Below are 25,729 nucleotides of genomic sequence, written 5' to 3' on the forward strand. Positions count from 1 at the left end.
TCTTTAACTCAAACTAAACCATGTACCACCTGTAGCAGTTGAAAAATTATATCCAAATAGTAATTTAGGTGCTGTATCTTTTTCATCTATTACATAAACACCCCATGCATCTAATTGATCTCCCGCCTTGACTCTTCCTTGAAGTGCTGTATATGGCATTTTTACATATTCAGACTCGTATCTAGCATTTTGACTATTATAAGGTATAAAGTCATGGTAGGATATGCTTACTGTCCCTTTCATATTGGTACTTTCGCCTCCAGACAGATTAGTTCCAAAGCTTACCACGCCTTCATCTTGTACAGATACCACTTCCACTAAAAAATTCACTAAAACATATTCTTTACCCTCTTGTGTGGGCTTATTACTACTTATTTCTTCTAATACTGACCAGGCTTCATCACCTCTTAATACTTCATTAATCTTAATCTTAGTACTATATTCTTTTTGTCCTGATTTTACTGTTACTAACTGTTCTGTCCCTAGGGGAACAGGCTTTGTTTGATTAGTAGATTGATTAAGTTCTTTGTCCTTTTTCCCTACTGTTCCTATGATAATATTACCATTTTCATAGGAGATATCGGCATCTACAATTTTTCCAAAGGTTCGAAGTGGCATATAGGTAGTACCATTATAAATAATCATATTTCCTGCACCCATCACGTTATTTCCCTGGTAGTGCTGATACTTCATTTCTGCTTGCACTATATGTGCTTTTACTTCAGCCACTTCAGTACTTTGTACACTAGTTGCTGCTTGAGAACTTCCTACAATAATAGTATCATCTTTATAACTTACACTAACCTTCAACAGATTTCCTAATTCTCTTAATGGTACATAGGTAGTTCCTCTATGCTGGATAACCAATTTCTTCTGCGCTTCCCCATTACACTGTATTGTTTGTGTTTTAATAACAACTGATACTTTTGTTGGCTCTTTAGCAAATACTATAGTCATTAGCATAAGACTTACAATTAAAGCTACTGCTCCCTTTTTCATTTCTCTTGCCTCCTATCTTTTTTAATAGTTTAGCATGATTTTTGAGTAAATTTTGTCACTTTTTATCCTTCAATAATAAAGCCAAGAAAATATGGTTACTATCTTCTTGGCTTTATTATTTCAATATATCTATTATTTTTATTTTGTCATATCTCCATGCTTATAGTATCCTGTGACAGAGCCATAACCTAGTATATTTCCCGACTCGTCATTGACATGGTCAAGTGCTTTAACAACCTTTTCATAAGAATTAGTACCATCCATCTTTCCTATCTCATTAGTTGGTTTGTGTTTTAAAGCATAAACTTCTATACAATAACTATGGTCTCTACTTTTAGGTGGATAGGGTCCTATATAATCCTTTGTTTCTGTATAAGCACCTTGTTCTAAATCCGTGGCATTGGTTACAATAGCACGCCAATGTAACCAATGATTAGCTGTTTTGTCAAACATATAAATAGCATAGCAGTTAGCACCTTCCACTTCATCAAAGCTAAGTGCTGGACTTAAATTATCTCCTTGAGGCTCATTCTGTTTTTTCTGAGCTACTGTTTGCGTTAATAATCGATTTGCTTCATTAATAGAAGTAGAACTTACCTTCATTTCCTGATAACTTCTCCCTAAAATATCATCTACCGTCTTGCTTGCTTCTTCAGCCATACAACCACTAGTGACTGCTACTATAAGACCTACTACCCCTATGATTAATGTCTTAAAATGTATCATTTCTATTTCTCCTCTTTATATTACAAATGGAATAAAGCGCTTGGTTCTTTCCATGTAACTGAGATATTCCTCACCAAACTCTTCTATCATATCCTTTTCTTCTTTTCTTGCTAACCTATTATAAAGCCATACAATAAAAGGCCACATTAAAAGCATCGGGAGTGTCGCCCATTCTAATAGCATCCCCAAAGTAATCATCATAAAGCCTGTGTACTGTGGATGACGAATATACTTATAAATGCCTGTTTTAACCACTTTCCCTTTACCTGCTTCTTTTGCCCAATATTTATGATAGATATTATACCAACCATTAGCAATAATCATGATACCACTTATACTTAGAGCGATATTGAGATACATTCCTAAATATCCTATTTGATTTACTAGTGTATGCCCCCACAATACCCCTTCTGGAAGCCTCTTACCTATAAGCCATGAAATAAAATACATACTCATAGGAATCCCATGCATTTCTATAGCAAAAGCAATTACAAATGCCATATAAGCTGTAGCTGGTTTACGATCCATCTTTTTATAAAACGGCACAAATAAAATAGCAATCCCATAAAGCAAAATAAAAAATATGACACCATACCATAAATGAAAATGACTTTCTAGAGTTTCCATTTTCTTACCTCCTTTGTTAAACCTCCTTCATTGTAACAAAGTTGGTAACGTCCTTCGCCTAACTAAAGTTAGGTAATTTCCCCTAACTTCCTGGCTTCACTCACTGCTTGTATACGATTTTTCACTTCTAGTTTTCCCAATATATGATTCATATGCCATTTAACAGTTCCAATCGTTAGATAAAGCTGATCTCCTATTTCTGCATTACTTCTTCCTTCTGCTACTAGGCTTAAGATTTCTCTTTCCTTTGGTGTTAAAAGATACTCTTCTTTTTTAATACCTACTTTACTCGTTTCATTCTCCTTATGAAATTGTGCTACGAGAAGGTATACTTCTTGATCTATCTTTTTTAGCAAAGGTAGGATTTCTCTTCCCAATAAGTAAAAGCTTGCTACAATACCTGTTTCTCTTTGAACTTGCACAGCTTCCTTTAAACAACTGATAGCCTCTTTTTCCCTATTAGCTTTTAAGTTAATTTCCGCTAAGAAAATAAGCAGTTCTTGAAGCTGTGTCCTCATACCTGTAAAACGCACTTTTTTCAACATATCTAATAAATAAGGAATGGTTATAATATGGCTCAACCCTTTTTGCTGAAGCAAGAGTAAAAGTTCCACTACTTGATACTGCCCTTGATAATGATTTTTTGTAAATTCCATTTCAAGGCGCTCAATCATTGCCTCTATTTCTTCTTTATTTGTATAAGTCGTATCTTCTGTTAAAACATAGTACAAGCATTGAAATAGTTCTCTATAAATATAATGCATATGCCCTAATCTAGCTAAAAGATCTGACATCACTTCTTGCATATGCCTTTGTTCATCCAGCAAGTAATAAGCCTTCATTAAAAAAGGCTCCACTACACCTTGCATATGAAGCATTTGTGTATCTTCTATACACGTTTTAGCTAATTTTAAATACTTGCATGCCAGTTTTAACTTTCCCATTTGAAAATAGCACATACCAAGTGGTAAATAAATAATGTCCCAATATCCCTTATCTCTCTCACTCATATCGCCTATTTGAATCAATATTTGATTACTTTCTTCAATCACCCTTCTCATGTCTCCTAGATAATATAAATTAAGTAGTTTGTTTGTAAGGGCTACGCTAGCTGGGAAATCTAATCCCAGGTTAAAAAACATCCGATAAGCTTCATCAAATAATCTAGTCGCTTCTCTATACCTTAAGAAACCTGCCAGCATTTGACCATAGGTAAGCTTGGCATTAGCCATAAATAAGGAACTCTCCTCAGGTGGTAGTATGTCTACACTTAGTTTTGCTAGGGCTAGCTTCTTCTTCGCTTCTGTATTAAAGGTCATTAAAGCTTGAAGCGAGTAATAAAAAGCTTTTAACTGCTTATTGGTCATTTCTTCTTCTTCAAGCTTTTTCATATTGCCATAAGCATAGTTATTATCACCATTTAAAAAGGCTAACCAAGCTACTATTAATTTACTGAGTGTAGAAGGTATTTGTTCAAAGGAAATAGCCTTCAATACTTGATAACATGGTAAAGTGCAAGACATGTTCGTTATTGATAAGAGTTCATTCTCTACTAATTCAAATAGTTCCTTTATACGTCCTTTTTCTTTTAAGTCTTCCATTTGTTTATAAAGCATTTCTCTATTCATTTCCTTCATCTCCTTAATGACTTACACCTCTTAACGAGTCAAATACCTTACTGCGATTTGGGTACGATGTTCAAGTCCTGTTTTACTTAAAATAACGCTAATGTGATTTCTTACAGTGCCATCTGAAATAAATAGCTTTTTCCCAATCTCTTTATTAGACAAGCCTTCTGCAATAGCCGCTGCTACTTCCACTTCTCTTTCTGTTAAGCTATCAAATAAATGATTTTCCTTTTGCTTTTGTTCTGATACCTGAGAAGTAATAAATTCCATAACATCCTTTTGAAAAACATTTCCTCCTAAAGCTACTGTTCGAATAGCAGAAAGCATGGTATCTGCTGAAGCACTTTTTAAAATATAGCCATAGACATTTGCTTTCATGGCATTTAAAATCAAGTCTGGTTCATCAAAGGTTGTTAATAACAATGGTTTACTAATGTTCTCCTCTATAAGGAGCTTAGCAACTTCAATACCATTCATGCCAGGCATTCTGATATCTAAAAGTGTCACTTCTGGTTTATAAAGTCTGCAGGCCTCTATGGCTTTCTCCCCATTTTCACATACAGCATCTAAAATAAAATCTTCCTGGGTCTCTATAATCATTTTTAGCCCTTCTCTAATCATGGCATCATCATCTACCAAAACAATATGAATCACAAAAATTCCCCCTTATGAAATTAAAAAGATATTTATCACCTTAAAACCCATTTCATTCATTTCAAAAAAGCATTTCCCATTACATTTAATGGTACGTTCTTCAACTGCTTCTAGGCCTAACCCTTTAATTAGCTTGCCTTTACAAACCCCATTATCATAGTAGCTCACCTTCACCATAGCAGTCATCACCTTAATCTCCACAGTAAAAGCACTAGCCTTCGAATGCTTTAATACATTGGTCAAAAGCTCTCCTACATTTTCTTTAATGCACTGCCATAATTCCAAGTTAACCTGTTCTAGATTACCTTCTGTTCGATACATAGTATGTAATTCATGTTTTGCATTAGCTTCATCTAATAGCAGCTGAATATCATTACTTCCTAGGTCACTTCTAATGGGCCTTTCTTCTCTTAATGCCTTCCTAATATCATCTACACCTTCTCTTAAATGAGCTGTGGCCTTTTGCATACTAATGAGTGCCTTTTCTTGGTCTTTCTTCATCTGAAGCATAGCTGCTTCTAACATAATAATACTACTGGATATACTATGCCCTATTTTGTCATGCAATCTGGCTGATAAACGATTTCTTTCTTCTAAGACTGCTGAGTATTTAATCGTTTTAATAAGCCTTTCATTATCTTTAATCTGTTCTTCTAGGTGAATCAGTTGTTCCCTTTGATCACTATTAAGTATTTTATAAAAACTTAGCTTTTTACTATCATTTATTGTAATCAATAAGGTTATTAATACCAATATATTAATAAGAACCAAGTTAATAGACCCTGGGTAAATCCCAAGCATCACTATGAACCCGGCTACGCTCAAGCCATAGAAGTAATGTTCCTCTGTTAAATAGCTTATAAGTTCTATCCCTAATACAATAAAAATAGGCTGCCATTCTTCTATTCCTAATCCGAGTAATACTCCCTCTAAAAGAAGAATTAAAAATAGATTTACTTTCCCCAGCCACTTACCCTTTAGACTTTCTCTTTTCCACCCATTGCACTTTAAATCAAGCGCATACATTATTATAAAAATGCATAAAAAAGCAAGGGCTGAACCTGTTATAAAAACAGCTTCCTTGCTATATTGCTGCATGAAAACCAAGCTTATGGCTAACGCAATCACCTTATATATAGCAAATACCCTTGTTGTTTCTTTCATTTTCCCCATCCTTATGGCTTACTCATTCGTTGTAAGCTGCTTATTAAATAATACTGTTCCTAATAACATAAAGAACAAGGCATATAATCCTAAAATAATTAAAGCCCCCATAGGATTATAACTTCCTCTTCCCTGCATACCTCTAATACATTCCATATACCAATAGTGTGGCACAATCTTAGCAAGACGCCTCATAAATTCTGGTGCCATATTGGTTTCAAAGTAAGCACCACCTAAAATAGCTGCCATACATCCAGCACCATAAATAGAAAAAACCACTCCCACCTTCGTCTTCACTATAAAAGCACAAATCATAGAAATACCAATAACAATTAAGACAAATACTAATAACAAATAAGCCACCATCCAAAAAGGTAATCCTATATCACTTTGCTTAAAACCTAGGTAACCTATATAAATAGCAGCCGAAATACTTCCTACAACTAATGCATAAAGAGCTGTTCCTGAAATATACTCCATTGGTCTCATAGGTGTACTTTGTATCCTCTTAAAGGTGCCATCTACTTGATCTGTTACAATCATCAATCCAATAAATAAACCAATATAAAAGATAAAATTCAAATAAAACCCTTGTGTTAATTCAAAGCCTACACTAGCTGTATATTTCTCTATCATAGTCTCACTAGCACTTATAAGCTCTAGTCCATGATGACCTGCTTGCATTTCCTCTAATAGTATCTCGAACCTCTTACTATCTCCTCCACTAGTAGCACCCAGTACTTCTACACTTTCCATATACACCTCTATATAGGCTTTGATAAAAGCTTCATTGGCATAGTTATTAATGGTAGTCACTTGAATAGGCTCAATAGTGCGCTGAGCCACTAGGTCGTTTTGAAGATTCTTATTTATCTCAATTATAGCTGACAGCTCTCGGTTTAGCAACTCATTGCTATAAGCCTCATAGGATTTTCCTGTATCAATTTGCATGCCAATTTCTTCTTTAAGATAGCTAATCAATTGCTTTGATAAAGCGCTTTTATCTTGATCTATAATTGCTACCTTCATTTCTCTAAAAGCTGTATTAAAGTTACCACCAAAACTTTCTTGCATCACACAAAGTAATACACCTAATGCAATAGCCAAAATAATTGAAAACCAGTTGCGCTTTAAACTCATATCAAAAAAGGTTACTATATTTTTCATAACTTACCCCCTTTCCTCTTGTTTTTTGCTAAAAATAATACCACCTAAAACAAGTACACCCATTGTAACAATTAATTCAACACCTAGGATGCACCAAACCTCTTGGGATTCTCCCAATAAACTGAGCTTAATAGCTGCTTGATTAAGTATATAAGGTGGCAAATAATCACATAGCGGTTTTATTGCCATTGCCATGGCAAATATACCACTAAAAAACAAGAGAAGCCAATTCACTGCAAATAAAAGGACTACCATAGATTTCTTAAAAATTAAACTTAATAATATGCCAATAGCACTTACAGTAACCGACGTTCCTGCAAATAATGCAAATAATAGAAGATTACTAGCTAAATCCTTGCCGTAAGAAGCGCCATAAACGAAGCTACTTACTAACATAATCACTGTCACCTGCAAAATAGCTTGTGGCATCAAACCTACTACTTTTCCCGCAAAAAGCTTAAAGCGATTCTGTGGCAATATAATAAGCCTATTAATTGTCTTACTATTTTTCTCATCTGTAAACGCCATGCAAGAACCAATGCTCCCAAAGAAAGCAGTCATAATGGTCATGGCAATAGCATAATAATCCATCATTGACATTTGTGTTTGTAACTTTTTAGATACTGTATATGTTTTTTCACTCACTGATTGCATTTCGTCAAAATGAAAGCTGCTAGTTTTTAAACTATTAGTAGCTATTTCATAAACATGCATTTGCTTTAACATACCTGTTATCATACATTTGACTGTATGGTTTAAATAAACGTCTGTTCCTTCGTAAAGTTTTAAGCTACCTACCTCATAAACAAGATAAGCATCAACTTGTTGCTCTTGTAAAAGTGTTAACCCTTCTTCCTTTAAAGACACTTCTTCAAATATAACGTTTGCTTTATTTAGCTTCTCTTTTGTGTTTTCTAGCAAGCTTCTTATTTGTACTGCTTTTATTTGTTCTGCTTCATCTTCTTGATCTTTACTTATGAAATAGCCTAAATGAACCTCCCCAATAGCTTGGTCAGCAGTCTGTACCTCATCTAGGAAACTTCCTAAAATATAAACTAATACTACTGGAAATATAATAAGAACAAGGATTAAATAGGGATTACGCAAAAAACTTTTAAATTCATTTAAAATTATATTTTTCATGTAATTTCCCCCTATCTTAACTCTCGTCCTGTTAAACTTAGGAACGTCATATCTAAATTAGGTTTTTCACTTGTCACATTCATAATAGGCAGCTTATAAGTATTAATTATCTCCAGGATTGACATGATATTTTCGCATTTAATAGATAAGTCTAAGTGGATTTCATTTTCGTCTAAGTTAACTCTCACGACTCCAGGTAGTACTGAAAGTTCTTTTTTTAGCTGCTCAGTATCTACCTTACTTGTGATTCTCGTTGTGATACTGCAGCCTTTTATATCTGTTACCAAGGATACTAGCTCTTCTTTAGTTCCATTAGCAATAAGCTTTCCATGATCCACAATAGCAATATGATCACAAATTTCTTCTACCTCTTGCATATAATGTGATGTATAAATCACCGTAGTCCCTCTTTGTTTTAAGATACGAATCGAATTTAAAATATGCTCTCTAGACTGAGCATCTACGCCAACGGTAGGTTCATCCATAACGATAAGTTTTGGCCTATGCGCTATACCACAAGCAATATTCAGTCGTCTTTGCATACCACCTGACATCTGTCTTGGTTTCATCTTAAGCTTTTCACTTAGTCCTACGAATTCAAGCGCTTCTAATGCTGCCTCCTCCAATGCCTTTCCTTTTAATCCATAAAAAGAAGCAAAGAATTTCACATTCTCTAAAGCATTTAAGTGCTTATAAACAGCAATATCCTGTGGCACCATTCCTACTAATGCTTTGACCTTCATTTTATCTTTTACAATATCAAAACCTCCAACTTTAATACTTCCTTTTTCAAAATTGTTTAAAGTGGTAATAGCACTTAAGGTAGTTGACTTGCCAGCACCATTGGGCCCTAAAAGCCCAAAGATTTCCCCTTCTTCAATGCTAATACTCAAATGATCAACCGCGCAAAAATCCCCATACATCTTAACTAATTTATTAACCTCAACAAAAGCTCCCATAGCTTCTCCTCTCCCCTTTGTACTCTAATGGTGTGATTTGATAATAATAATGTAACATGGGTAAGGTGGTGCGAAACAGTGACAAGAAAACGAAGCTAGGGGTGACAATTGTCATGGTAGGTTATATGCAAAAATGGTCCATAAATTTTTCATTTTTTATTTGGGATTCCACTGGTTGCCCACATATATATAATTGCAAAAACTAATCAAACAAAGTTTTAAACCAGAGTCTTAAGGTCTTTGCTTCCTAGAGTAGGGTGCACCGGCCAAGACTTTAAGGAGCTCCTCACTCATTGGTTTAACTTTTATACTCGCTATCCCCATAGCCCTAAAAATCATATAGTGCTGAGGAGCCATACTATGCTCTTTTTGAGGCCAGGTTAGCTTTTATAAAGGTAAAATACAAGAGTCTAGAAACAAAAAGGCACTACTTAGAAGTTTAATACTTCCTAGTAGTGCCTTTTTGGTGTTTAGTTTTTTATAATTCTTGTTGTATCTTTTCTATTTCTTCTTTTGTAAGTCCTATACTGGTCACAATAATGAAACTCTCTCTACTCTATCCATTATGTAATATAGTGATAAATATTATTTTTTAATTAAGTTTCTAATTAATGTTTCAATCAATTATATAATTATTAATAAAACTAGTTAAATACATAGCTTGGAAATATCAACATAAAAGTTATAGGAGAAAAGTATAAATGAGAAAAAAGAGATACCTAGTCTTATCAGCTATTTTATCAATTTGTTTTCTTGTAAGCTCTACTAAAGCTCAACCATCTATAGCCATCCAAAACTATATTTCAGCAGTAGACAAGATAGCTGTAGCTCCAGATATTAAAATTGTAGGCCTCGGCGAAGCAACCCATGGCAATAGTGAATTACAGACATTAAAGCTCGATGTATTTAAAGCTTTAATAGAACATAATAATTGTCGCATCTTTGCAATAGAAGGTGATTTTGGTGGAAGTGCAAAGGTGAATGACTATATTTCAGGAGGGAATGGCACTGCTAAAGAGGCGGCTGCTGAGATAGGATTTGCTATTTATAAAACCCAAGAAATGGCTGATTTAATTGAGTGGATGAGAAATTATAACCAAACTACACCTGAAAATAAAAAGCTAAAGTTCTATGGCTTTGATATGCAGCGTTATGATAATAGCAAAGAGCTTTTGTTTAACTATCTTAACAAAGTAAATAAGCAGCTTTCAAAACAATATTCAACTCTACTTTCTGATTTAAATGATCAAACGGTTTATACTCAGAATCAAATCAAGGTAAAGGTTGCGATGACAAAAGTAGATGCCTTAATGAAAATAATGATGGCCTCTAAGAAGGATTTCATAGCTCAATCAAGTGAGAAAGAATTTGCATTTGCCCTGCAATGCGCCCAGTCTATTAAAGAAAATGCAACCTTGCGTAGTTCAGGTACAAATTATGCCAATATGAGAGATCAGTATATGAAAGATAAAATTGATTGGATACTCAATTACGAAGAAAATCAAATGCTTTTTATTACCGGTCATAATGGACACATAGAAAAAACGTCTTCATCTGCAGGGTTTACTTGTATGGGAGAACGACTTGCAACAAGCTATGGTAATGCCTACTACGCCATTGGTACTGATTTTTTAGAAAGCACCTTTAATGTTGTAAATAGTTCCGGAAAAGATATGATTATAACACTAAATAATACTAATGCACTAACATCTCAGTTTGAAAATCTAGAGGATAATATCTATTTCATGGATTTTATAGAAGCAAAAGAAAATAATGAGCTTAAAGAAATACTTGATACCCAAATAGCTATGACAAATATTGGTGCCGAGTTCAATAGTTGGCAAAAAGCTCTTAAAACTTTTTACACCTTAAAAATGATTCCTTCACAAGCGTATGATGGGATTATTGTATTACAAAAAATGCATCCATCTACAAAAATAAATTTCAAATAAAGGTAGGTCTTCATATATGCAGAAAAACTTATATATGGATTTAAAAAAGCCATGGATATGGGGAATGAGCATTCTTACCATTGTTCTAATAATCTTTTTGGGAAGTAATACGCAATTAAAGGGTATTCATTTACTCGAAAACATTATCAGTGATGGCAAATATACTTTTTATGTAGACGCCGCTCAAACTGGGTCCTACAAATTTGATATTACCACTTTTGCTAAAAATGCCAGCTATGAAGTTTATAACGAAGCAACTAATGAATTAGTGAGTACGGGTGATGTTGGATATAACTCTATAGGTTACTATCCATTTATAAATATGACTTTAAGCGAAGGTAATACCTATAAAGTAATTCTAGAACTAAAAGATAAAAATACTTTTAAATTCGTTAATTTAAAACTTTACTTGAACTAGTCCTATTTGAAACTCTTTATAGCAGTATTTTTATAATAGTAATGTTTATGGCAAACGCCTTGATTTACTTTGCTCATATAATAACTTATTATTTAAAACTAAAAAGGCACTACTTAGAAGTTTCATCATCCTAGTAGTACCTTTTTCAATTCACTCTTCCATTTCTCTTAGTTCTTTTTCTTTTATTACAAGTCCCTTTTCATATCCTTCTATTTTATAATCTAAGCGTTCTATAGTTGCCCTGATTTCTTCCATTTTTTCTGCTAGAAGTCTTCGCTGTTCTATTAAAAGATCTTTTCTCTCTTCAATAGTTTCATCTCCTTGTGCAAATAGCGCTACGTATTCAATTAACGCTTCAATGGGCATACCTGCACTTCTCATACACTTGATAAACTCTACCCACTTACAGGCCTCTTCCGTATAATCTCTTATACCACTTTTATTACGATGGACAGCAGGAATAAGCCCAATACGTTCATAATAACGCAGTGTATCTGGAGAAAGGTTATATTTTTTACTTACTTCAGCAATTGTCATCATTAAAGCCTCCTTCTCTTCATTATATCATTTATATACCTTTTTTGATTGACAAAAAAAGCTAACTTTTCTTATACTTATATAAAACTAAAAAGCGATTTAAAGAAGTATGTCTCTTCTTTAAATCGCCCTTTATCTTCTTACATTTCCATAGGTGCGAAACTCACCTCACCTACTACCTAACATAAACCCTCTTATCTCTTTCATTTCCTAATAAATGCTGCAGATACCTTCTCATATCCTAAAATCTCGTAAAATCATTATTTTGCTAGAGAAGAATAAGAACCTAATTTAGTATAATACACAATACCACCTTTTAATCCGTTTTCTACACCTTCTATTGCAGCATGAAGTCGATTAGAATACGTAGGATCTACTAATCCTCTTAGGCATGCTTCCCTTAACTCTGAATCGTCTATTTGATAGGAGACTTCTAAAGGCACTTCTGCGCCAGCTGCTGATGGCTGCCCTGAAGTATTATACATATATACTGTAATCTTAGCTGAATAACCCGGGTCCAAGGTACAGCTACACCCTAAAATCATATTATCTGATGTGATTTTATTTCTCTGTAACTTAATTGCCTTATTTTCTGAATCTCCCATACTACATACAAATTCTACTTCCCAACCCATATATCCTTTAGGCATGACACTTACTTTATACTTTCTACTACCTGGTGTAATGTTAATAGGTACACTAATATCAGCCGTATAAGAAAAAGTAGGTGCTCCTTTATCAACAATAGTAATATTTCTCTGAGCCCATCTCAGATTATTCAGCATTAATTTAGCTTGATCTAGCTGTGTATCTACTCTTGGAAATGGATTCGTATTTTGATCATCATTAATTTGAGCAATAATACAATAATGATCTCCATTATTAGGCTTTGGTACATGTCTCCATACAAAAGGTCTATCAATAGTTCCTATTTTACCTGGCTTTAAATAATCAATATGTGCTTTGTTTTCACCTAAATCTGTTTTAATAATATTATCTTGCCACATACTAGGCCAAGTAATAGTTGATGCTGGGGCATAATATAATGAAACGTTACTAGAAATGGTTCGATCGGTATTATTTTTGCACCTTATGTAAAAATAGTTATCTTTTCCTAGAACTGTATCTTTTGTTGATTGTTTTGTATAACTATCCTCTGATACAAGCGAAACTTGCCAGTCAGTAATAGGCTCATATCCTGATGGCCATATATCCGGTGAAAATGCATAATCTCCTGATGCTGGCACTGTTCCTTGACTACTTAAGTTGGGTCTCATAAAAACATTATTAAAATCTCCCATATACTTCACTCCTATTTATTTTTATTTTGTAATGCTTATTAATGATTTATGAACAGGTCACTAATATTGGCATTGCAATAGCTGCCATGCCATCAATAACACCTGCACAAGCTATACTTATGCCTTCTGTACTTGCACTAACCTCTGTTAAGAGTAATAATTTTGATATCTCTACAATTGGAGAAATAGCATTAGCTGCAATAGCTACTGGTTTTGCATGAAGACAAGCAAGGGTAGTCGGTATAATGTGCAACAAACCATATATAGCTGTAGTTAGTCTACCTGGATCTTCTGCACTATCTGCATATTTCTTAGTTAGTATATAAAATGCACCATCTATTATTAACCCTAGATTAACATAGATCCAATTTACTTTGCTTTGCCCATCTTCTGTAAAGCAATCTGGTGCCCCATCTGATGCAATCCAAGGTGTGCTAAATCCTTGCCAACAAAATTCTGCAATTAAAGGCATTATTTGTATAGCACTCGGTGCATCTTTTATACAATCAGTAATTCCAGCAAAAGAAAAGAAAAAGAAACTACTAACTGCTCCAAAGACTTTGCATAATTCTTGAACCACCTCACTAGCAGCACCCACACAGCTTTTTAAAGTATTCGTCACCTTAAATCCGGCTGCTGCTAACATACGTTCTGCATTCACCTGTTCTTTAAAGCTTGCAATGCTTGCCGAGTCAGGAAATGGTGCTTTATTTTTAGCAATTTTAAAGAAAATAGTTGCAGGTACTGCTATAATAAGTGACGCTAGATCTAATAATGTTAGTGCACTATTACCACTAATCATTTTATAAAATGGTGAAATAAAAGGAATCTTTATTTCTGTTGTTAATAGCTTAGTTATTGCGCCCACTATGTACTCTACAATATCGAATAATGCACCCAACACAGCTTGAGTAGCTGATAAAGTCGCTTGAACAATCCCTTCTATTATTTTAAATAAGCCGGCTAATAGGTTATTAAATAATTCATCTGGTGCTTTACCTATTTGCTTAAAATACGCTATAGCTTCTGTAAAAGCTTCTTGTGATTCTGTAAAATCAATTAACTTTTCTAGTTCTTTAATAAATTCATCTAATACACTATCCTGCTCTAATGCTTCATAAACTACACTTTCTATAGCAGGACTATTTTTCTCAAACTGCTCCATTAAAAAATTATTACTATACGCCTCTTCCATCTCTGGATCATCTAGTGTATTTTCTTTAATATATCCTAGTAAAGATTCTTTGCCTGCAATATTTTTAATTGCCCAGTCAAAAATTGTACTCACCTTGCTTTGAATGCCATCAATACCCTTCATGACAATTTCCTTAGTACCTTCTACTGAACCTTGTATAAAAGCTAATTGTTGTTGCATCAAATAACTAATAACTTCTTTGCTCCTTAAAATATCATCCCAATTAAAAATAAAGCCTAACCATTGGAATAATTCTTTAAAAGCAACCTTCACCTTATCAAAAATGATCTCTACCACATCAAAAGCTTCCTCTACAAAAGTAACAATTTGTTCAAATACATATTTAACACCGTCTACAATAAAATCAAAAGCTACCTTAATGCCTTCAACAACAGTAGTAACTACCATCTTTACAACATCAATAACTTTATCAACAACTCCTCTAAAAAAGTCACCGATCTTAGTGATCCAGCTAAATATGCCTTGAACATTGGTACTACCTTGTTTCATGAGTAATATTTGATTATTAGCTTCTTCAAGTGATAAATCTTGGTAACACATTTGATTTCCACTAAAGTCTAAGCTCCAATGCTGAGGATTCTCAGGGACTCTTAATTTTCTTATTTCGTCTAACTGTATAATTTTTCCCTTATATACACCTTTTGCTTTTCCTCTAGTATTCATACTTTTATGCCCTACAGGTACCTGCTCTACCATTCCCATACACTTAGAAATAGCATTTGCTAAACTTGTAGTTGTTTCAGCTGTACGATAAGTATCTTCTAATAAATAAGTTCCATCTGCTTTTTTTGCGTTCATTAACTGGTTGGAATCAACTTGATATAGCTTTGTTTGAACTCCTTCAAATTGCTTAATCACTAGCGTCTCATCCTCTGCCATTACTGCTGGTAAATGGATGATTATTTCACTACTTGCAAGCATATTCGTTTCTTGGCTAATGGATAAAACACCTCTTGTATCAGTTGACGTTAAAATCTTATTATGAGGTCCTACGTAATAAACCCCACTCCTCGTTTCAATTTTAGTAAGTTCTGATGCCCAAATCTCAACAGGTGTAGCAATTAACAGGGCACCTGCTGGATCATAAGCCATTACTTCAGAAGTATAAGCAGAATAAACTTCAATATGCTCTGTATCCGTTGGCAAATCTGTATATTGCCTATTCCAGTTGCCTGTTTCTAATTCATAAATAAAGTGGGCCACTCTATTTTGTGTTGTACCTACTATAAATGCCGTCAATTCCTTAGCATAACTTCCACAACAACTTACCTGTGCTATACCCGAACTTATTGGTGTTAAATCTGATGTCGTTTGACTTTCATCTATTTGCTTAACTGCATGATATAAAACATTATCTGTAGCAATACCTAATAAGTGAATTTCATCCTCTTGCACCTTACAAATATCAAAACTAGTAAAGTATTTATCTTTAGATAAAGGTATAACTTCACAGTTTTTCTTGTCCTGATTTAGTTTAAGTTCACTCAAATCTGCATTCTTACCATTTTTTATAATAGCAAAAATAATATCCTCACCAGCTTGCCCAATTACATTTTTAATAGCAATGGGACGAAGAATCGTATCACAACTATAAGTTTCTATTTTTTTACTAGCCAAATGATAAGTAGCCACGATATTGTCAACGACAGCTAAAGCTAAATCTTCTTCTTGGCTCCCTAGCCAAATACATGCTGTATTGCCGAAAGTAGAAGGCAATAACCTAAATTCTGGTGCCTGATCTTTCCAAATCCCATATGCCACATAATAAGCTGCATCAAGCTGCGTCTTATAAAACACGGCAATACTCATTCCTTCTTTAATCTGTTTCACACAAATGGCTTCTATAGAAGAAGCATTCACTGGCAATGGAATGGCTACATTTTCACTGGAATTAAACGTAAAACTTCCCTTCTTCTTCTCTTGCATGCAATAAAGCTGCTCTGCTTGGCTACTAAAGATAATTAGCTTGCCATTACTATCTCTTCCCAATGCAACATGATTACCATGCATTCCAATCTTTTCCCCTACCATTCCAGTTGTACTACCTGAATCTTGCTTTAAACAATAAATTTCTCCTCTCGAATCTGTGACAAATAGTGCATCTTCATATCCTGCTTCCCCTATGCAAGAAGTACTGCACATATTTGCTCCACCCTGAATAATAGACCCGACCCTATAATTCTGCATCAATTTTGTCTGGACAGTAACACTAAACTCTTGTTCATTCACATTTGCCGCTACCTTATCACTTATCACTTTACCTGACTCCCTTCTCATCCCTATTTGCAGATTTCATCCAATCCTATCTTTCTCCTTGCATCCCTATTATATCTTTATTATTAAAAATAATATTGTTTTACTGATAACAGGTAAATTAATAAGTTAAAAGGTTATTTTTGATATATATAAGGTTAATATCATACGTATATAATAATTGGCAAAATAATAAAGGTGTACTTAGAATCTATACCTATGTACACCTTTATTATTTAACTATTACCTATTTGACTGGCGTTCTATAGCTTGTTTTTTTCTTTGGTTCTCCATGATTATTTTGCTCCTCATGAAGTTTTTGTCTACGTTCGCCTTTTTGCATTGGATTATTTGAGCCAGGTTTATTAGCCATGATAACACATCCTTTCTCAAATAGAATGAGCCTATTTTGAAATTTTTATGTGTTAATGTGGCAGGTCTATTTGAGTGATTTCTATTTGTCCTTGGTCTATAGTAAGGATTGCCATTGTAACAGCTAAATCAAATCTCCTTTTACCACAGCTTCCTGGGTTTAATACATAAGTCTCTCCTTCTAAATTGCAGCTATATTTATGTGAGTGACCACAAATCATCACGTCTATACCTGTCCTATCCTTAATAAAATCCTTTTTATTGTGTACCATGAAAAAGTTTTTTCCTTCTACAGTAAAACGTAATTGCTCAGGAAGTGCCTCAGCCCATTCTCCTTTATCATTATTGCCTCTAACTACCTTTAAAGGTGCAATCTTCTCTAAAGTCGTTAAGATTTCTGGCTTATTAATATCACCTGCATGAAGAATAAGCTGACAATCTTCAAGCTGACTCATCACTTCCTCTCTTAGTAAACCATGTGTATCTGAAATAATACCTATTTTATACATGACTATTCCCTTTCTATATTATATCTAGCTAAGACTTTGCCATGAAAATTAGCTTTCTAAACGCTTACTTATATAGCCATCTTAGCTTCTTGCTTCTAAGCTTATTATAGCATGTCCATTTAATCAACTAACTGATCTAGTATTTTATTTACAAGTCCTCTTCTTAATGTTAAAGTTTAAATAATATTGTATTTTTTATAATAAGTATCTTCATTTTGGGAGGTTATTTATGAGCCACATTGTTGGTAAAGAAGCTTATAAAAGTTTGGAAGATCGTCTTAACCGCTTTCCCCAAGGCGCACCTACTTCTGAAACGCTTTATCAAATATTAAGTTTACTTTTTTCTGAGGAAGAAGCTAAACTAGCCGCCTTGCTTCCTGTAAGGCCATTTACTATTAAGCGTGCCTCAAAGGTTTGGGGAATAAGCGAGTATCAAACTCAGCTTAAACTAGAGACTTTATGTAGTAAAGGGGTTTTATTAGATTTAACTGAAAATGAACAGACAACTTATTTCTTGCCTCCACCCATGGTTGGTTTTTTTGAGTTTTCTCTCATGCGGACAGGTGGGCATGTAGATCAACAGATACTTAGTCAGCTTTATCATCAGTACCTCAACGTAGAGGAAGATTTCATTAAAGACTTGTTTTTCTCTACCACCACCAAATTTGGCAGAGTTTTTGTGCAAGAAGGCGTTTTATCCAAAGAAAATGCTATCTATGTACTAGATTTTGAGCGTACTAGTCATTTAGTTGAAACAGCTACTGATATTAGTTTAAGTATGTGCTATTGCCGCCATAAAATGCACCATGAGGGCTATGATTGCTATGCTCCTATGGAAACTTGTATGACTTTCGGGGCAACTGCTCGTTCTCTTAGTAAACAAGGCTATGGAAGACTGATTGATGCTAAAGAAGCCATGGATATTGTTCATATGTCTTATGACTATAATCTTGTACAGTGTGGGGAAAATGTGCGTGAAGGAGGTTCTTTCTTATGCAACTGTTGTGGTTGTTGCTGTGAGGCTATGACTACGGCTAAGCGCTTTGGCTTAATGAATCCTATTGAAACCACGGCTTTCATCCCTATCATTCATGAAGACAGCTGCGTCAAATGTGGCAAGTGTCAAAAGATATGTCCCATTGCTTGTATCGAAGAAGTTCCTAATGATAAAGATGGGACTAAGCTAGAACCTAATCCTAACTTGTGTTTAGGCTGCGGCGTCTGTGTCCGTAACTGCCCTAAAAAAAGTATTACTTTATTGAGAAGAGAAAAACAAATATTAACACCAGCTAATACTACTCACCGTACTGTTTTAATGGCCATTGAAAAAGGAACTTTACCACATCTTATTTTTGATACAGGTGCATATAAAAGTCATCGCGCTATGGCCGCTGTTTTAACTGTTATTTTAAAATTACCACCTCTTAAACAAATTCTTGCTAGCAAACAAATGAAATCTATCTATTTAGATCATTTGCTGGCTTCTAAAAAATAATATTATTCATATTTCTAAACCCCAAAATACTTTATGTAACAAATAAGTTATTGATTCAGCTGATAATGATTAGGGTTAGTCTCTAAAAATAAAAAGGTTATCCTATATGTAGAATAACCTTTTTATTTTAGTCGTTAAATAGTCTATTAGATGTGTAATCTGCGTTTAAGTTCACTATACATAGCAGTCCCTTCAAAAATAATGAGCGCTGTTACCGAAATAATACTTACCATGATACAAACAAGTGAAGGAATGGGTGTTTTTACACTATTAGTAGCTATAAATACAACGGGAATGATACCAAATGCGGCATCTAATAATAGATAAATCATGTATTCTCCTGCTTGCAAATGTAAAATCTTTGAAAGTAAGTACATCACTATCATGGCTAAAGTAAAGATAATTGGTAAAACAAAAGTAACTGCCCAACCATTCTGTCCTGTGACATAATCAATAAACAATGTTAAAACAATAATAATAAGACTTTGGTGTAATAAGTACTTTAAAATATTTCTATGCTTAGCAATAGCAATCCTTAAGCTAATACGAATACAAATCAAGGTAACAATGACTATAAGTGCCCACCAAATCTTAGTTGGAAATAAAATATTGAGAAATACAGATATAATACCAATTAATGTCATGAGAAAGGCAAGTACCTTCATCACCATATGCCTTTCCTTTGTTCCTTCATAAGCTGTTGGAAATAAATCTTCTTCTATGGTATCTAGCTTACTTAGTTCATTTTGGCATAAAGGACAATAGTTTTCTGTTCCTACGATTTTAACCTTACATTTTCCACACCACTTCATCCTTTTCGCCTCCTTTATCCACTGATTTCTCCTAAGTTGTCCACTACATTAGTGGAAAGTTCTACCTCTATGCCCCTGCTTGTTAAAGTTCTAAAAAAATGCTTTTGTACCTGACTGCTGATAAAAGGAGAAGTAAAGCTAATAGAAAGCTTGTCTCCATAAGAACATAAACAAACCTGTACCTTAGTGGTACTTACACAAACGTCAAAGGCATCAATATACGGTTCTAACTCTTTTGGCATAGTAACCTTTCCAATATTAGAAAAACTAGTGGTTACCTCATTGCTAGATAAATGATGTGCAAAACGTAGGGTAGGCTTTTTAAGGACTAATGGTATAGCCCTTGTTATATAATTATGTTCTAGAGCAACTAAACGATTTAAACGTAGCTGGAATTTTTCTGTCGTTAATTCCTTTTCAAAAAAGCTCTTTAAATAACTAATAATCTCTGTCAGCTCTGGATCCTTGTCTCCGAAGTAATAAGGTACATGAACCACACTAAAAAAGTTACGTGCTGAAGCTGATTTAAAATATGGCCTCAAATTAACGGGAACAGATACCACCACAGGACGTTTTCTATCCTTGATAGCCATCTCTTTCCCTATAGAAGCTATAAGTATTGCTCCTAAATAAACCGTCAAGGTTGTATCATACGCATGGGCCTCTTTTAAAACTGCTTTTACAGATACAACGCCATTAACTACTTTAAGAATATCCCCCTCTAGCCTTTCTCCTCTAATCTTATAGGCTTTTCCTAGAGAAGGGTTTTTAGCACTTTTACCTTTGGAAAAATGTGCTTTAAAACCATCTGCTTCTTTCTCCGCCGTAGAAGCATCATAGTCGATTTCTGGTATATAATCCTTAAAGACTTCCTTATGTTTTAAAACCAAGTAATGGCGCACTATGGTTTTTAGAAATTGCAGTGCTCCTACACCATCTGTTAGTGCATGATAAATTTCTAAATTAATGCGCTTTTTATAGTAAGTTACCTCAAATAATAGATTCTTGGTATCCTCATGATATAGTGCACTACAAGGTGGTTTACTTTCTTCTTCAACCTTAGGCTTTAAGCGGCTTGTTTCAAAGTAATACCAAAACAAGCCCTTTCTAATAATAGAAGCATAAAGCGGAAAGGACTTCATGGTTTTATCTAAAGCTTGCTGCAAAAGTTTTGGTTCAACCTCTTCTTTTAATCTGCAAGCAAATCTAAATACTTTTGTATCTTGATTATTACTAGTGGGTGGAAAAATCTTGGCAGCATTATCTAGACGCCTCCAAGCTGGTGTTTTTGTTTCGTTCATCTTCTGTCCCCTTACTTAAAAAACGATTAATTATAGTATAACACGTTTTTACCTCTTCAAACAAAGGGGGTAGTGCAAAAAAACCATGAATAGCTTCTGGAATCTCATAAAGCTCTACCTCATTACCAGCAGCCTTTAACTTTTCTCCATAAGCCCTGCCCTCATCTCTTAACAAATCAAATTCTGCTGTAATCATCAAGGTTTTTGGTTGATTAGTTAAATCCTGCGCTAATAAAGGTGCCACATAAGGATTCTGAAGTTCCTTAGGGTCACTCACATATAAGCTGAGATAGTTAGTCATACGAGCCTGCGTTAGTAAATAGTCTTTTCCGTTCTCCCTAACTGATGGAAAAGGTGATGTATCACTATAATCATTATAAGTAGCTGGATAAAGTAAAATCTGCTGCTCTATCCTAAATTCACCTCTATCCCTAGCTAGAAGAGATACTGCTGCCGCTAAATTAGCACCTGCACTATCTCCTATTAAAGTAATCTTCTCTAACGGGTGGTTAAAGAGTAAGGTATGCGACACCACATCTTTAACCACAGCATAGCAATCTTCTAAACCTGCTGGAAAAGGATGCTCTGGAGCTAGACGATAATCTACCGATAAAACAATATGACCTGTTTTATTAGCCAGACGTGTACATACTTTACTATAACTATCGATATTACCTGTTACAAATCCTCCTCCATGAAAAAAAATCAGCAGCGGATAAACGCCTTCCTTCTGAGGAAAAAATAGTCTTACAGGAATCTGATGATCACCTACTTTAATCTCATGATCCCAAATTTTATAAAAGGGCTTAAGCACATGAGGATGGGCAAAATTCACCATTCTGCGCTCTAGCTTGTATGTTTCTCTTAAGTCTTTTTCTGGATAAATCATTTTTCTGAGTGTCGTTAGCATCTTTTTATTAATTGGCATAGTAGTCTCCTCGGCACTTTTTAATGGTTTACTTTATTCTTGTATTATAAGGCTTTATAACAGTATTATTCAACGCATAGCTACGAATATATTTATATTGTTACATAGGTAATAGGATGATCCAAATAGGGAATCAATTTTCCTATTAAATCAGAAGTTTTAATTTTTAAGCTAGTGGTATTGATACAAGGGTGGAAACCAAAATACTTCGTTTCTAAAATGGCTTCATCTATAAGTAATTGTACTCTTTTTTCTTGATCATAAAGTAATCCTGTAATACTTACAGAGCCTGGTGTTAAATTCAAATAGTCTTCTAATACTTCTGGTGTACCAAATGATAGTCTAGTAGAACCTATTTGCTGAGCAATAGGACTACTTTTAAACGTTTTATCTCCTGGCATCACTAATAAATAATAGTGATCTTTTTTACTATTGCATAAAAATAAATTTTTATAAATGGTAATTCCTAGATACCGATCAATTTCTCCGCAGTCTTCTATAGTTGCCACTGCTTCATGATCTAAACGTTCAAAAGGAATACCTAGCTGTTCTAGAATGGGATAAATAGCCATTTCTTTTTCTAATCTACCTTCTGGGGAAGGAATAGTTGTATATAAAGTGGGGTCAATTCTCATCATTTGCGCCTTCTTTCTTCATAACCATAACATGCTGTATTGTCCATTCTTGTATTATAGGCGCTATAAACTTATTATTCAATGCTACTGCTTTAACAAAAAGGATGGCTAAACAATGCTTTTTATAGAGATAATTTTTACTTTTAAGAAAAAGAGTTCATAAGCAATTCCACTTATAAACTCTCTTCATTAACCAATAAGCAGTTAATATCCTTTTTATTTAAGTCTTTTGTTACGGCATACGTTAAGCATCTTAGTCCGCCTTTACAGTATGGTGCCTTATAGCACATTAAACATTCTTTAGGCATATGCTGTAGTGCTTTTATAATCTCACTAGCCTCATAAAGCTCTAATATGGATTTTTCTAGCACATTTCCAAATACAATGGGCAACCTCCTGCAAGGTACAATATCACCATTAGCAAGTATGGTTAATAATTGAATGCCTGCTGAGCAGTGGTAGAATTGATTGCTCCCTCCACAAAACTGCAACGCCCTATTCATATGTATAGCCGTATGAGTCAAATGGCTTTTTTCAGCTTTTCTTGCCTCATGAGTTAATACCTTGACATAGCTTAAAAATTCTTCTGTTGAAAGGATTTCTTCAGTATTACCAATTGGAATAAGCCGGTCTGTCCAAAAACGATCTACCTTATACCTTTTTACTACTTTAATAACTTTCTTTAACTCTTGATAATTGGCTTTATGAGCTGTAAAAGATACCATGGAAGTAATATGATACTTTCTGAGTAGTTGAATTGCCTCAAGGCTTTTTCCAAACGTTCCCCTACCTCTAATTTGCTCATGAGTTTTTTTCACGCCATCAATGCTAATCTGAACAAAAGATAAGCCTCGATATTGGCTAAGCTTCTCTACTATTTCTTCTTCTAATAACGCCCCATTAGTGAGTATGCCAAAGGTTATTTTGTTCTCTTCAAATAAATCTAGCACTTCGAATAAATGGGGATAAAGGAAGGGCTCTCCTCCTGTAAGATTAATATGTCCCTTATAACCTTTGGTTACTAGAAAGCAAAGATACTGGTTAAAAATCTCTTTTATTTGAGATAGCGTAAGATCCTGACTATATTCTTCTTGATAGCAATGTGAACATCTTAAATTGCACTTATGCGTAATGTGCCATTGCAGTACATGCTTTTCCATCTTCTCTCTCCTTATTAGTCAGCACCACCACCACCGCAGCTTGAGCAAGAGCTACAACTCGAACATGAACTGCCTCCACTACTTGAATAGTCGCCACTTGAGTAATACATACTTGAATAATGGATGCCGTAGTAAACTGCAGAAGTGTCAAAAATATAAGCTATTTCTGAATAAAATGTTTCTTCATCTATATCCTTTACTTGATTTTTGAACTTCTCTTTGCCGATTTTTACTGATGTATATCTAGTAAAAGCTGCTAAATAGTAAAGCTCTATTAATTCTATTTTTTTATTTCTTTTATAATACTCAAAAATCTCCTTGGTGTCCTGGGTATACTGTGCTTTAGACATCTCAAAATATGCTTTTAAAACCTTGGCCTCTTGTTTTAATTCTTTATCTCCTTGGGCTATTTCAATTACCTTGGTAAAAGGAGCGATTTCCTCTGAAATTTCCTCATACTCTTCAATTAAATTTTCTCTAAATCCTTGAAGTGAGGTAGTGGCAGTTACGTCTTCCTTTTTGAAATTCATATACTTTAAAAAGATTTTAATAACAGTGCTCTCATAATTCTTTAGTTCATCCATCTTTCCCATATTAATCAGTAATTGATTTCCCCTTATATAAATGACATTTCGCCTCATTAAATCTAGATAAATAAGTCGTAGCGTATTCATTTCCACAAAAGGCTCCTCTAAAATTCTATTATATTCTGCCGGTGTAATGCCCCTATTAATAAATTTTTGTAAAATCGTTTTTACATATTGACTATCCTTAGCCATTTTTTTTATTTTTCTGTTTGTTATCCTTTCTCTCTTTCCAGGATTCGCTTTACAAATCTGCATGAATAATAATTTAAGAATAAATATAGATATAGGAACAAATATAAACATTACTATAAAAACTATTAAATCTATATGATGTATAATAGTGTTTGCGGTATTACTTGCATCTGTTGTTGATTTTTCAAATTTCTCACTACTTATATAAGATATATTTTCCAAGAAGATATCTTTAGGTAGAGCAATACTTACTTTCACTAATCCATTAGAATTTTCTTTATTAAAACTTACATTGGTTTCACTTATATCAGAGACATACTCTCCCCCATTTCCCACTTCAATGTTACATGTGGAGGGTGGATAAATAGCTATTTTTATATGTTCAATCTCTTTCTCGAAATTTTTACCTATAAATCGATAGCTAAACCAAGCTTGTCCACTATCTGTATATTTGACTACATCTTTTAAAGTATACTGCACTTCATACTCTATCTCTTCATTCTCTGCATCCATATACCATGCATAAGTCTCGTAACTATTATCTCTGGTTATACTATAGGTTCCTGGAAGCCTACTTCCTATATCCTCTGTGAATTCACATTTCTTATTGTTGATTGAAAAATATTCGTATTCAATTTCAGAAAACCTCTCCAATTCAGTAACATCTAAATAGCGTTCCACGTAAAACCTTGTAAAATTTCCTTTAATAAAATGAATGCTCCAAGTCTCATTTACTAGAGCGTCTCCATTTTCTAGAAGCTGCACCTGAAAATTAGCATTCCTTATTTTATATTCTTTATCTGCAGCTTGAACTTCTATCCCTAACAACAAAATCACAAAAATACAAATAACAAACCCTATCTTTATCTGTTTCATTAGTTTCCCCTTTTCACTTTATATATGACAAAATATTTTATATTTTCAATTATAAAGTCACTATAAGAAAAACACAAATATCGTTTTACATTTTTACCTATAAAAATGGGATATTATA

The 25,729-nt window shown here is 34.0% G+C and carries 23 protein-coding genes; 3 read left to right on the plus strand and 20 right to left on the minus strand.

All coding sequences use genetic code 11. The features are described 5' to 3' along the window. Positions 1–3 precede the first annotated feature (3 nt). The 9 genes from EKH84_RS18835 to EKH84_RS18875 all read right to left on the minus strand — a co-directional run bounded on the left by EKH84_RS18835 (position 4) and on the right by EKH84_RS18875 (position 9,067). Positions 4–999: a stalk domain-containing protein gene (locus EKH84_RS18835; protein WP_127067480.1), complete on the minus strand. Its 996-nt coding sequence runs from the start codon at positions 997–999 to the stop codon at positions 4–6. Between the two features lie 138 nt (positions 1,000–1,137). Next, positions 1,138–1,725: a hypothetical protein gene (locus tag EKH84_RS18840; RefSeq protein ID WP_127067481.1), complete on the minus strand. Its 588-nt coding sequence runs from the start codon at positions 1,723–1,725 to the stop codon at positions 1,138–1,140. A gap of 15 nt (positions 1,726–1,740) precedes the next feature. Further along, positions 1,741–2,352, minus strand: coding sequence for a methyltransferase family protein (locus tag EKH84_RS18845; RefSeq protein ID WP_013658157.1), 612 nt, complete (start codon positions 2,350–2,352; stop codon positions 1,741–1,743). 68 nt (positions 2,353–2,420) lie between these two features. Beyond that, positions 2,421–3,980: a response regulator transcription factor gene (locus tag EKH84_RS22565; RefSeq protein WP_190283398.1), complete on the minus strand. Its 1,560-nt coding sequence runs from the start codon at positions 3,978–3,980 to the stop codon at positions 2,421–2,423. Positions 3,981–4,010: 30 nt separating this feature from the next. Further along, positions 4,011–4,634 (minus strand): response regulator, encoded by a 624-nt coding sequence (locus EKH84_RS18855; RefSeq protein WP_243118614.1) that lies wholly within the window; start codon positions 4,632–4,634, stop codon positions 4,011–4,013. A gap of 12 nt (positions 4,635–4,646) precedes the next feature. Then, the gene (locus EKH84_RS18860; protein WP_190283399.1) at positions 4,647–5,798 is read right to left on the minus strand and encodes a sensor histidine kinase; all 1,152 of its coding nucleotides are present in this window, start codon (positions 5,796–5,798) and stop codon (positions 4,647–4,649) included. A gap of 18 nt (positions 5,799–5,816) precedes the next feature. After that, positions 5,817–6,965, minus strand: coding sequence for an ABC transporter permease (locus tag EKH84_RS18865; protein WP_127067484.1), 1,149 nt, complete (start codon positions 6,963–6,965; stop codon positions 5,817–5,819). Positions 6,966–6,968: 3 nt separating this feature from the next. After that, positions 6,969–8,108: an ABC transporter permease gene (locus EKH84_RS18870; RefSeq protein ID WP_127067485.1), complete on the minus strand. Its 1,140-nt coding sequence runs from the start codon at positions 8,106–8,108 to the stop codon at positions 6,969–6,971. 11 nt (positions 8,109–8,119) lie between these two features. Then, positions 8,120–9,067: an ABC transporter ATP-binding protein gene (locus EKH84_RS18875; protein WP_127067486.1), complete on the minus strand. Its 948-nt coding sequence runs from the start codon at positions 9,065–9,067 to the stop codon at positions 8,120–8,122. Between the two features lie 701 nt (positions 9,068–9,768). Here EKH84_RS18875 and EKH84_RS18880 point away from each other — a divergent pair. Both EKH84_RS18880 and EKH84_RS18885 read left to right on the plus strand, forming a co-directional pair. Then, a complete protein-coding gene (locus tag EKH84_RS18880; protein ID WP_127067487.1) occupies positions 9,769–11,019 on the plus strand; it encodes an erythromycin esterase family protein in 1,251 nt (416 codons plus the stop codon). Positions 11,020–11,035: 16 nt separating this feature from the next. Then, complete coding sequence (locus tag EKH84_RS18885) at positions 11,036–11,437, plus strand: hypothetical protein (protein ID WP_127067488.1); 402 nt, start codon at positions 11,036–11,038, stop codon at positions 11,435–11,437. A gap of 150 nt (positions 11,438–11,587) precedes the next feature. Here the strand turns inward: EKH84_RS18885 and EKH84_RS18890 are convergent, their stop codons facing one another. From EKH84_RS18890 to EKH84_RS18905, 5 genes are all read right to left on the minus strand, one after another. After that, positions 11,588–11,974, minus strand: a complete 387-nt coding sequence (locus tag EKH84_RS18890) for a MerR family transcriptional regulator (RefSeq protein ID WP_127068164.1) — start codon at positions 11,972–11,974, stop codon at positions 11,588–11,590. Between the two features lie 260 nt (positions 11,975–12,234). Continuing rightward, positions 12,235–13,275: a hypothetical protein gene (locus tag EKH84_RS18895; RefSeq protein WP_127067489.1), complete on the minus strand. Its 1,041-nt coding sequence runs from the start codon at positions 13,273–13,275 to the stop codon at positions 12,235–12,237. Positions 13,276–13,321: 46 nt separating this feature from the next. Beyond that, the gene (locus tag EKH84_RS18900) at positions 13,322–16,747 is read right to left on the minus strand and encodes a hypothetical protein (protein WP_127067490.1); all 3,426 of its coding nucleotides are present in this window, start codon (positions 16,745–16,747) and stop codon (positions 13,322–13,324) included. Between the two features lie 244 nt (positions 16,748–16,991). Then, on the minus strand, positions 16,992–17,117 hold the full coding sequence (locus EKH84_RS22665) for a clostri-philic family protein (protein WP_256372381.1): 126 nt from the start codon (positions 17,115–17,117) through the stop codon (positions 16,992–16,994). A 52-nt stretch (positions 17,118–17,169) separates the two neighbouring features. Continuing rightward, positions 17,170–17,625, minus strand: coding sequence for a metallophosphoesterase family protein (locus EKH84_RS18905; RefSeq protein ID WP_127067491.1), 456 nt, complete (start codon positions 17,623–17,625; stop codon positions 17,170–17,172). A gap of 229 nt (positions 17,626–17,854) precedes the next feature. Between EKH84_RS18905 and EKH84_RS18910 the strand changes: the two genes are divergently transcribed. Next, on the plus strand, positions 17,855–19,120 hold the full coding sequence (locus EKH84_RS18910; protein ID WP_127067492.1) for a 4Fe-4S dicluster domain-containing protein: 1,266 nt from the start codon (positions 17,855–17,857) through the stop codon (positions 19,118–19,120). Between the two features lie 146 nt (positions 19,121–19,266). On the opposite strand, the gene EKH84_RS18915 is transcribed toward EKH84_RS18910, so the two are convergent. The 6 genes from EKH84_RS18915 to EKH84_RS18940 form a co-directional block, all read right to left on the minus strand. Further along, positions 19,267–19,932: a DUF6320 domain-containing protein gene (locus EKH84_RS18915; protein WP_127067493.1), complete on the minus strand. Its 666-nt coding sequence runs from the start codon at positions 19,930–19,932 to the stop codon at positions 19,267–19,269. Positions 19,933–19,946: 14 nt separating this feature from the next. Beyond that, the gene (locus tag EKH84_RS18920; RefSeq protein ID WP_127067494.1) at positions 19,947–21,233 is read right to left on the minus strand and encodes a hypothetical protein; all 1,287 of its coding nucleotides are present in this window, start codon (positions 21,231–21,233) and stop codon (positions 19,947–19,949) included. Beyond that, positions 21,193–22,161, minus strand: a complete 969-nt coding sequence (locus EKH84_RS18925) for an alpha/beta hydrolase (RefSeq protein ID WP_127067495.1) — start codon at positions 22,159–22,161, stop codon at positions 21,193–21,195. The genes EKH84_RS18920 and EKH84_RS18925 overlap by 41 nt, the downstream gene beginning before the upstream one ends. 92 nt (positions 22,162–22,253) lie before the next feature. Beyond that, on the minus strand, positions 22,254–22,799 hold the full coding sequence (locus EKH84_RS18930; RefSeq protein ID WP_127067496.1) for a prolyl-tRNA synthetase associated domain-containing protein: 546 nt from the start codon (positions 22,797–22,799) through the stop codon (positions 22,254–22,256). A gap of 170 nt (positions 22,800–22,969) precedes the next feature. Further along, entirely contained in the window at positions 22,970–23,956 is a 987-nt protein-coding gene (locus EKH84_RS18935; protein WP_127067497.1) for a radical SAM/SPASM domain-containing protein, read from the minus strand. Positions 23,957–23,970: 14 nt separating this feature from the next. Then, positions 23,971–25,611, minus strand: coding sequence for a DUF2207 domain-containing protein (locus tag EKH84_RS18940; protein WP_127067498.1), 1,641 nt, complete (start codon positions 25,609–25,611; stop codon positions 23,971–23,973). Positions 25,612–25,729 lie beyond the last annotated feature (118 nt).

It is taken from the genome of Cellulosilyticum sp. WCF-2, assembly GCF_003990395.1.
Taxonomy (GTDB): Bacteria; Bacillota; Clostridia; order Lachnospirales; family Cellulosilyticaceae; genus Cellulosilyticum; species Cellulosilyticum lentocellum.

Excerpts from the sequence above, each read along its gene's own strand:
- EKH84_RS22665 (WP_256372381.1), bottom strand. The coding sequence starts at position 17,117 with ATGGCTAATAAACCTGGCTCAAATAATCCAATGCAAAAAGGCGAACGT.
- EKH84_RS18870 (WP_127067485.1), bottom strand. The coding sequence starts at position 8,108 with ATGAAAAATATAATTTTAAATGAATTTAAAAGTTTTTTGCGTAATCCC.
- EKH84_RS18840 (WP_127067481.1), bottom strand. The coding sequence starts at position 1,725 with ATGATACATTTTAAGACATTAATCATAGGGGTAGTAGGTCTTATAGTA.
- EKH84_RS22565 (WP_190283398.1), bottom strand. The coding sequence starts at position 3,980 with ATGAATAGAGAAATGCTTTATAAACAAATGGAAGACTTAAAAGAAAAA.
- EKH84_RS18935 (WP_127067497.1), bottom strand. The coding sequence starts at position 23,956 with ATGGAAAAGCATGTACTGCAATGGCACATTACGCATAAGTGCAATTTA.
- EKH84_RS18925 (WP_127067495.1), bottom strand. The coding sequence starts at position 22,161 with ATGCCAATTAATAAAAAGATGCTAACGACACTCAGAAAAATGATTTAT.
- EKH84_RS18845 (WP_013658157.1), bottom strand. The coding sequence starts at position 2,352 with ATGGAAACTCTAGAAAGTCATTTTCATTTATGGTATGGTGTCATATTT.
- EKH84_RS18860 (WP_190283399.1), bottom strand. The coding sequence starts at position 5,798 with ATGAAAGAAACAACAAGGGTATTTGCTATATATAAGGTGATTGCGTTA.
- EKH84_RS18930 (WP_127067496.1), bottom strand. The coding sequence starts at position 22,799 with ATGATGAGAATTGACCCCACTTTATATACAACTATTCCTTCCCCAGAA.
- EKH84_RS18890 (WP_127068164.1), bottom strand. The coding sequence starts at position 11,974 with ATGACAATTGCTGAAGTAAGTAAAAAATATAACCTTTCTCCAGATACA.
- EKH84_RS18905 (WP_127067491.1), bottom strand. The coding sequence starts at position 17,625 with ATGTATAAAATAGGTATTATTTCAGATACACATGGTTTACTAAGAGAG.
- EKH84_RS18940 (WP_127067498.1), bottom strand. The coding sequence starts at position 25,611 with ATGAAACAGATAAAGATAGGGTTTGTTATTTGTATTTTTGTGATTTTG.
- EKH84_RS18865 (WP_127067484.1), bottom strand. The coding sequence starts at position 6,965 with ATGAAAAATATAGTAACCTTTTTTGATATGAGTTTAAAGCGCAACTGG.
- EKH84_RS18835 (WP_127067480.1), bottom strand. The coding sequence starts at position 999 with ATGAAAAAGGGAGCAGTAGCTTTAATTGTAAGTCTTATGCTAATGACT.
- EKH84_RS18895 (WP_127067489.1), bottom strand. The coding sequence starts at position 13,275 with ATGGGAGATTTTAATAATGTTTTTATGAGACCCAACTTAAGTAGTCAA.
- EKH84_RS18915 (WP_127067493.1), bottom strand. The coding sequence starts at position 19,932 with ATGAAGTGGTGTGGAAAATGTAAGGTTAAAATCGTAGGAACAGAAAAC.
- EKH84_RS18885 (WP_127067488.1), top strand. The coding sequence starts at position 11,036 with ATGCAGAAAAACTTATATATGGATTTAAAAAAGCCATGGATATGGGGA.
- EKH84_RS18875 (WP_127067486.1), bottom strand. The coding sequence starts at position 9,067 with ATGGGAGCTTTTGTTGAGGTTAATAAATTAGTTAAGATGTATGGGGAT.
- EKH84_RS18880 (WP_127067487.1), top strand. The coding sequence starts at position 9,769 with ATGAGAAAAAAGAGATACCTAGTCTTATCAGCTATTTTATCAATTTGT.
- EKH84_RS18920 (WP_127067494.1), bottom strand. The coding sequence starts at position 21,233 with ATGAACGAAACAAAAACACCAGCTTGGAGGCGTCTAGATAATGCTGCC.
- EKH84_RS18910 (WP_127067492.1), top strand. The coding sequence starts at position 17,855 with ATGAGCCACATTGTTGGTAAAGAAGCTTATAAAAGTTTGGAAGATCGT.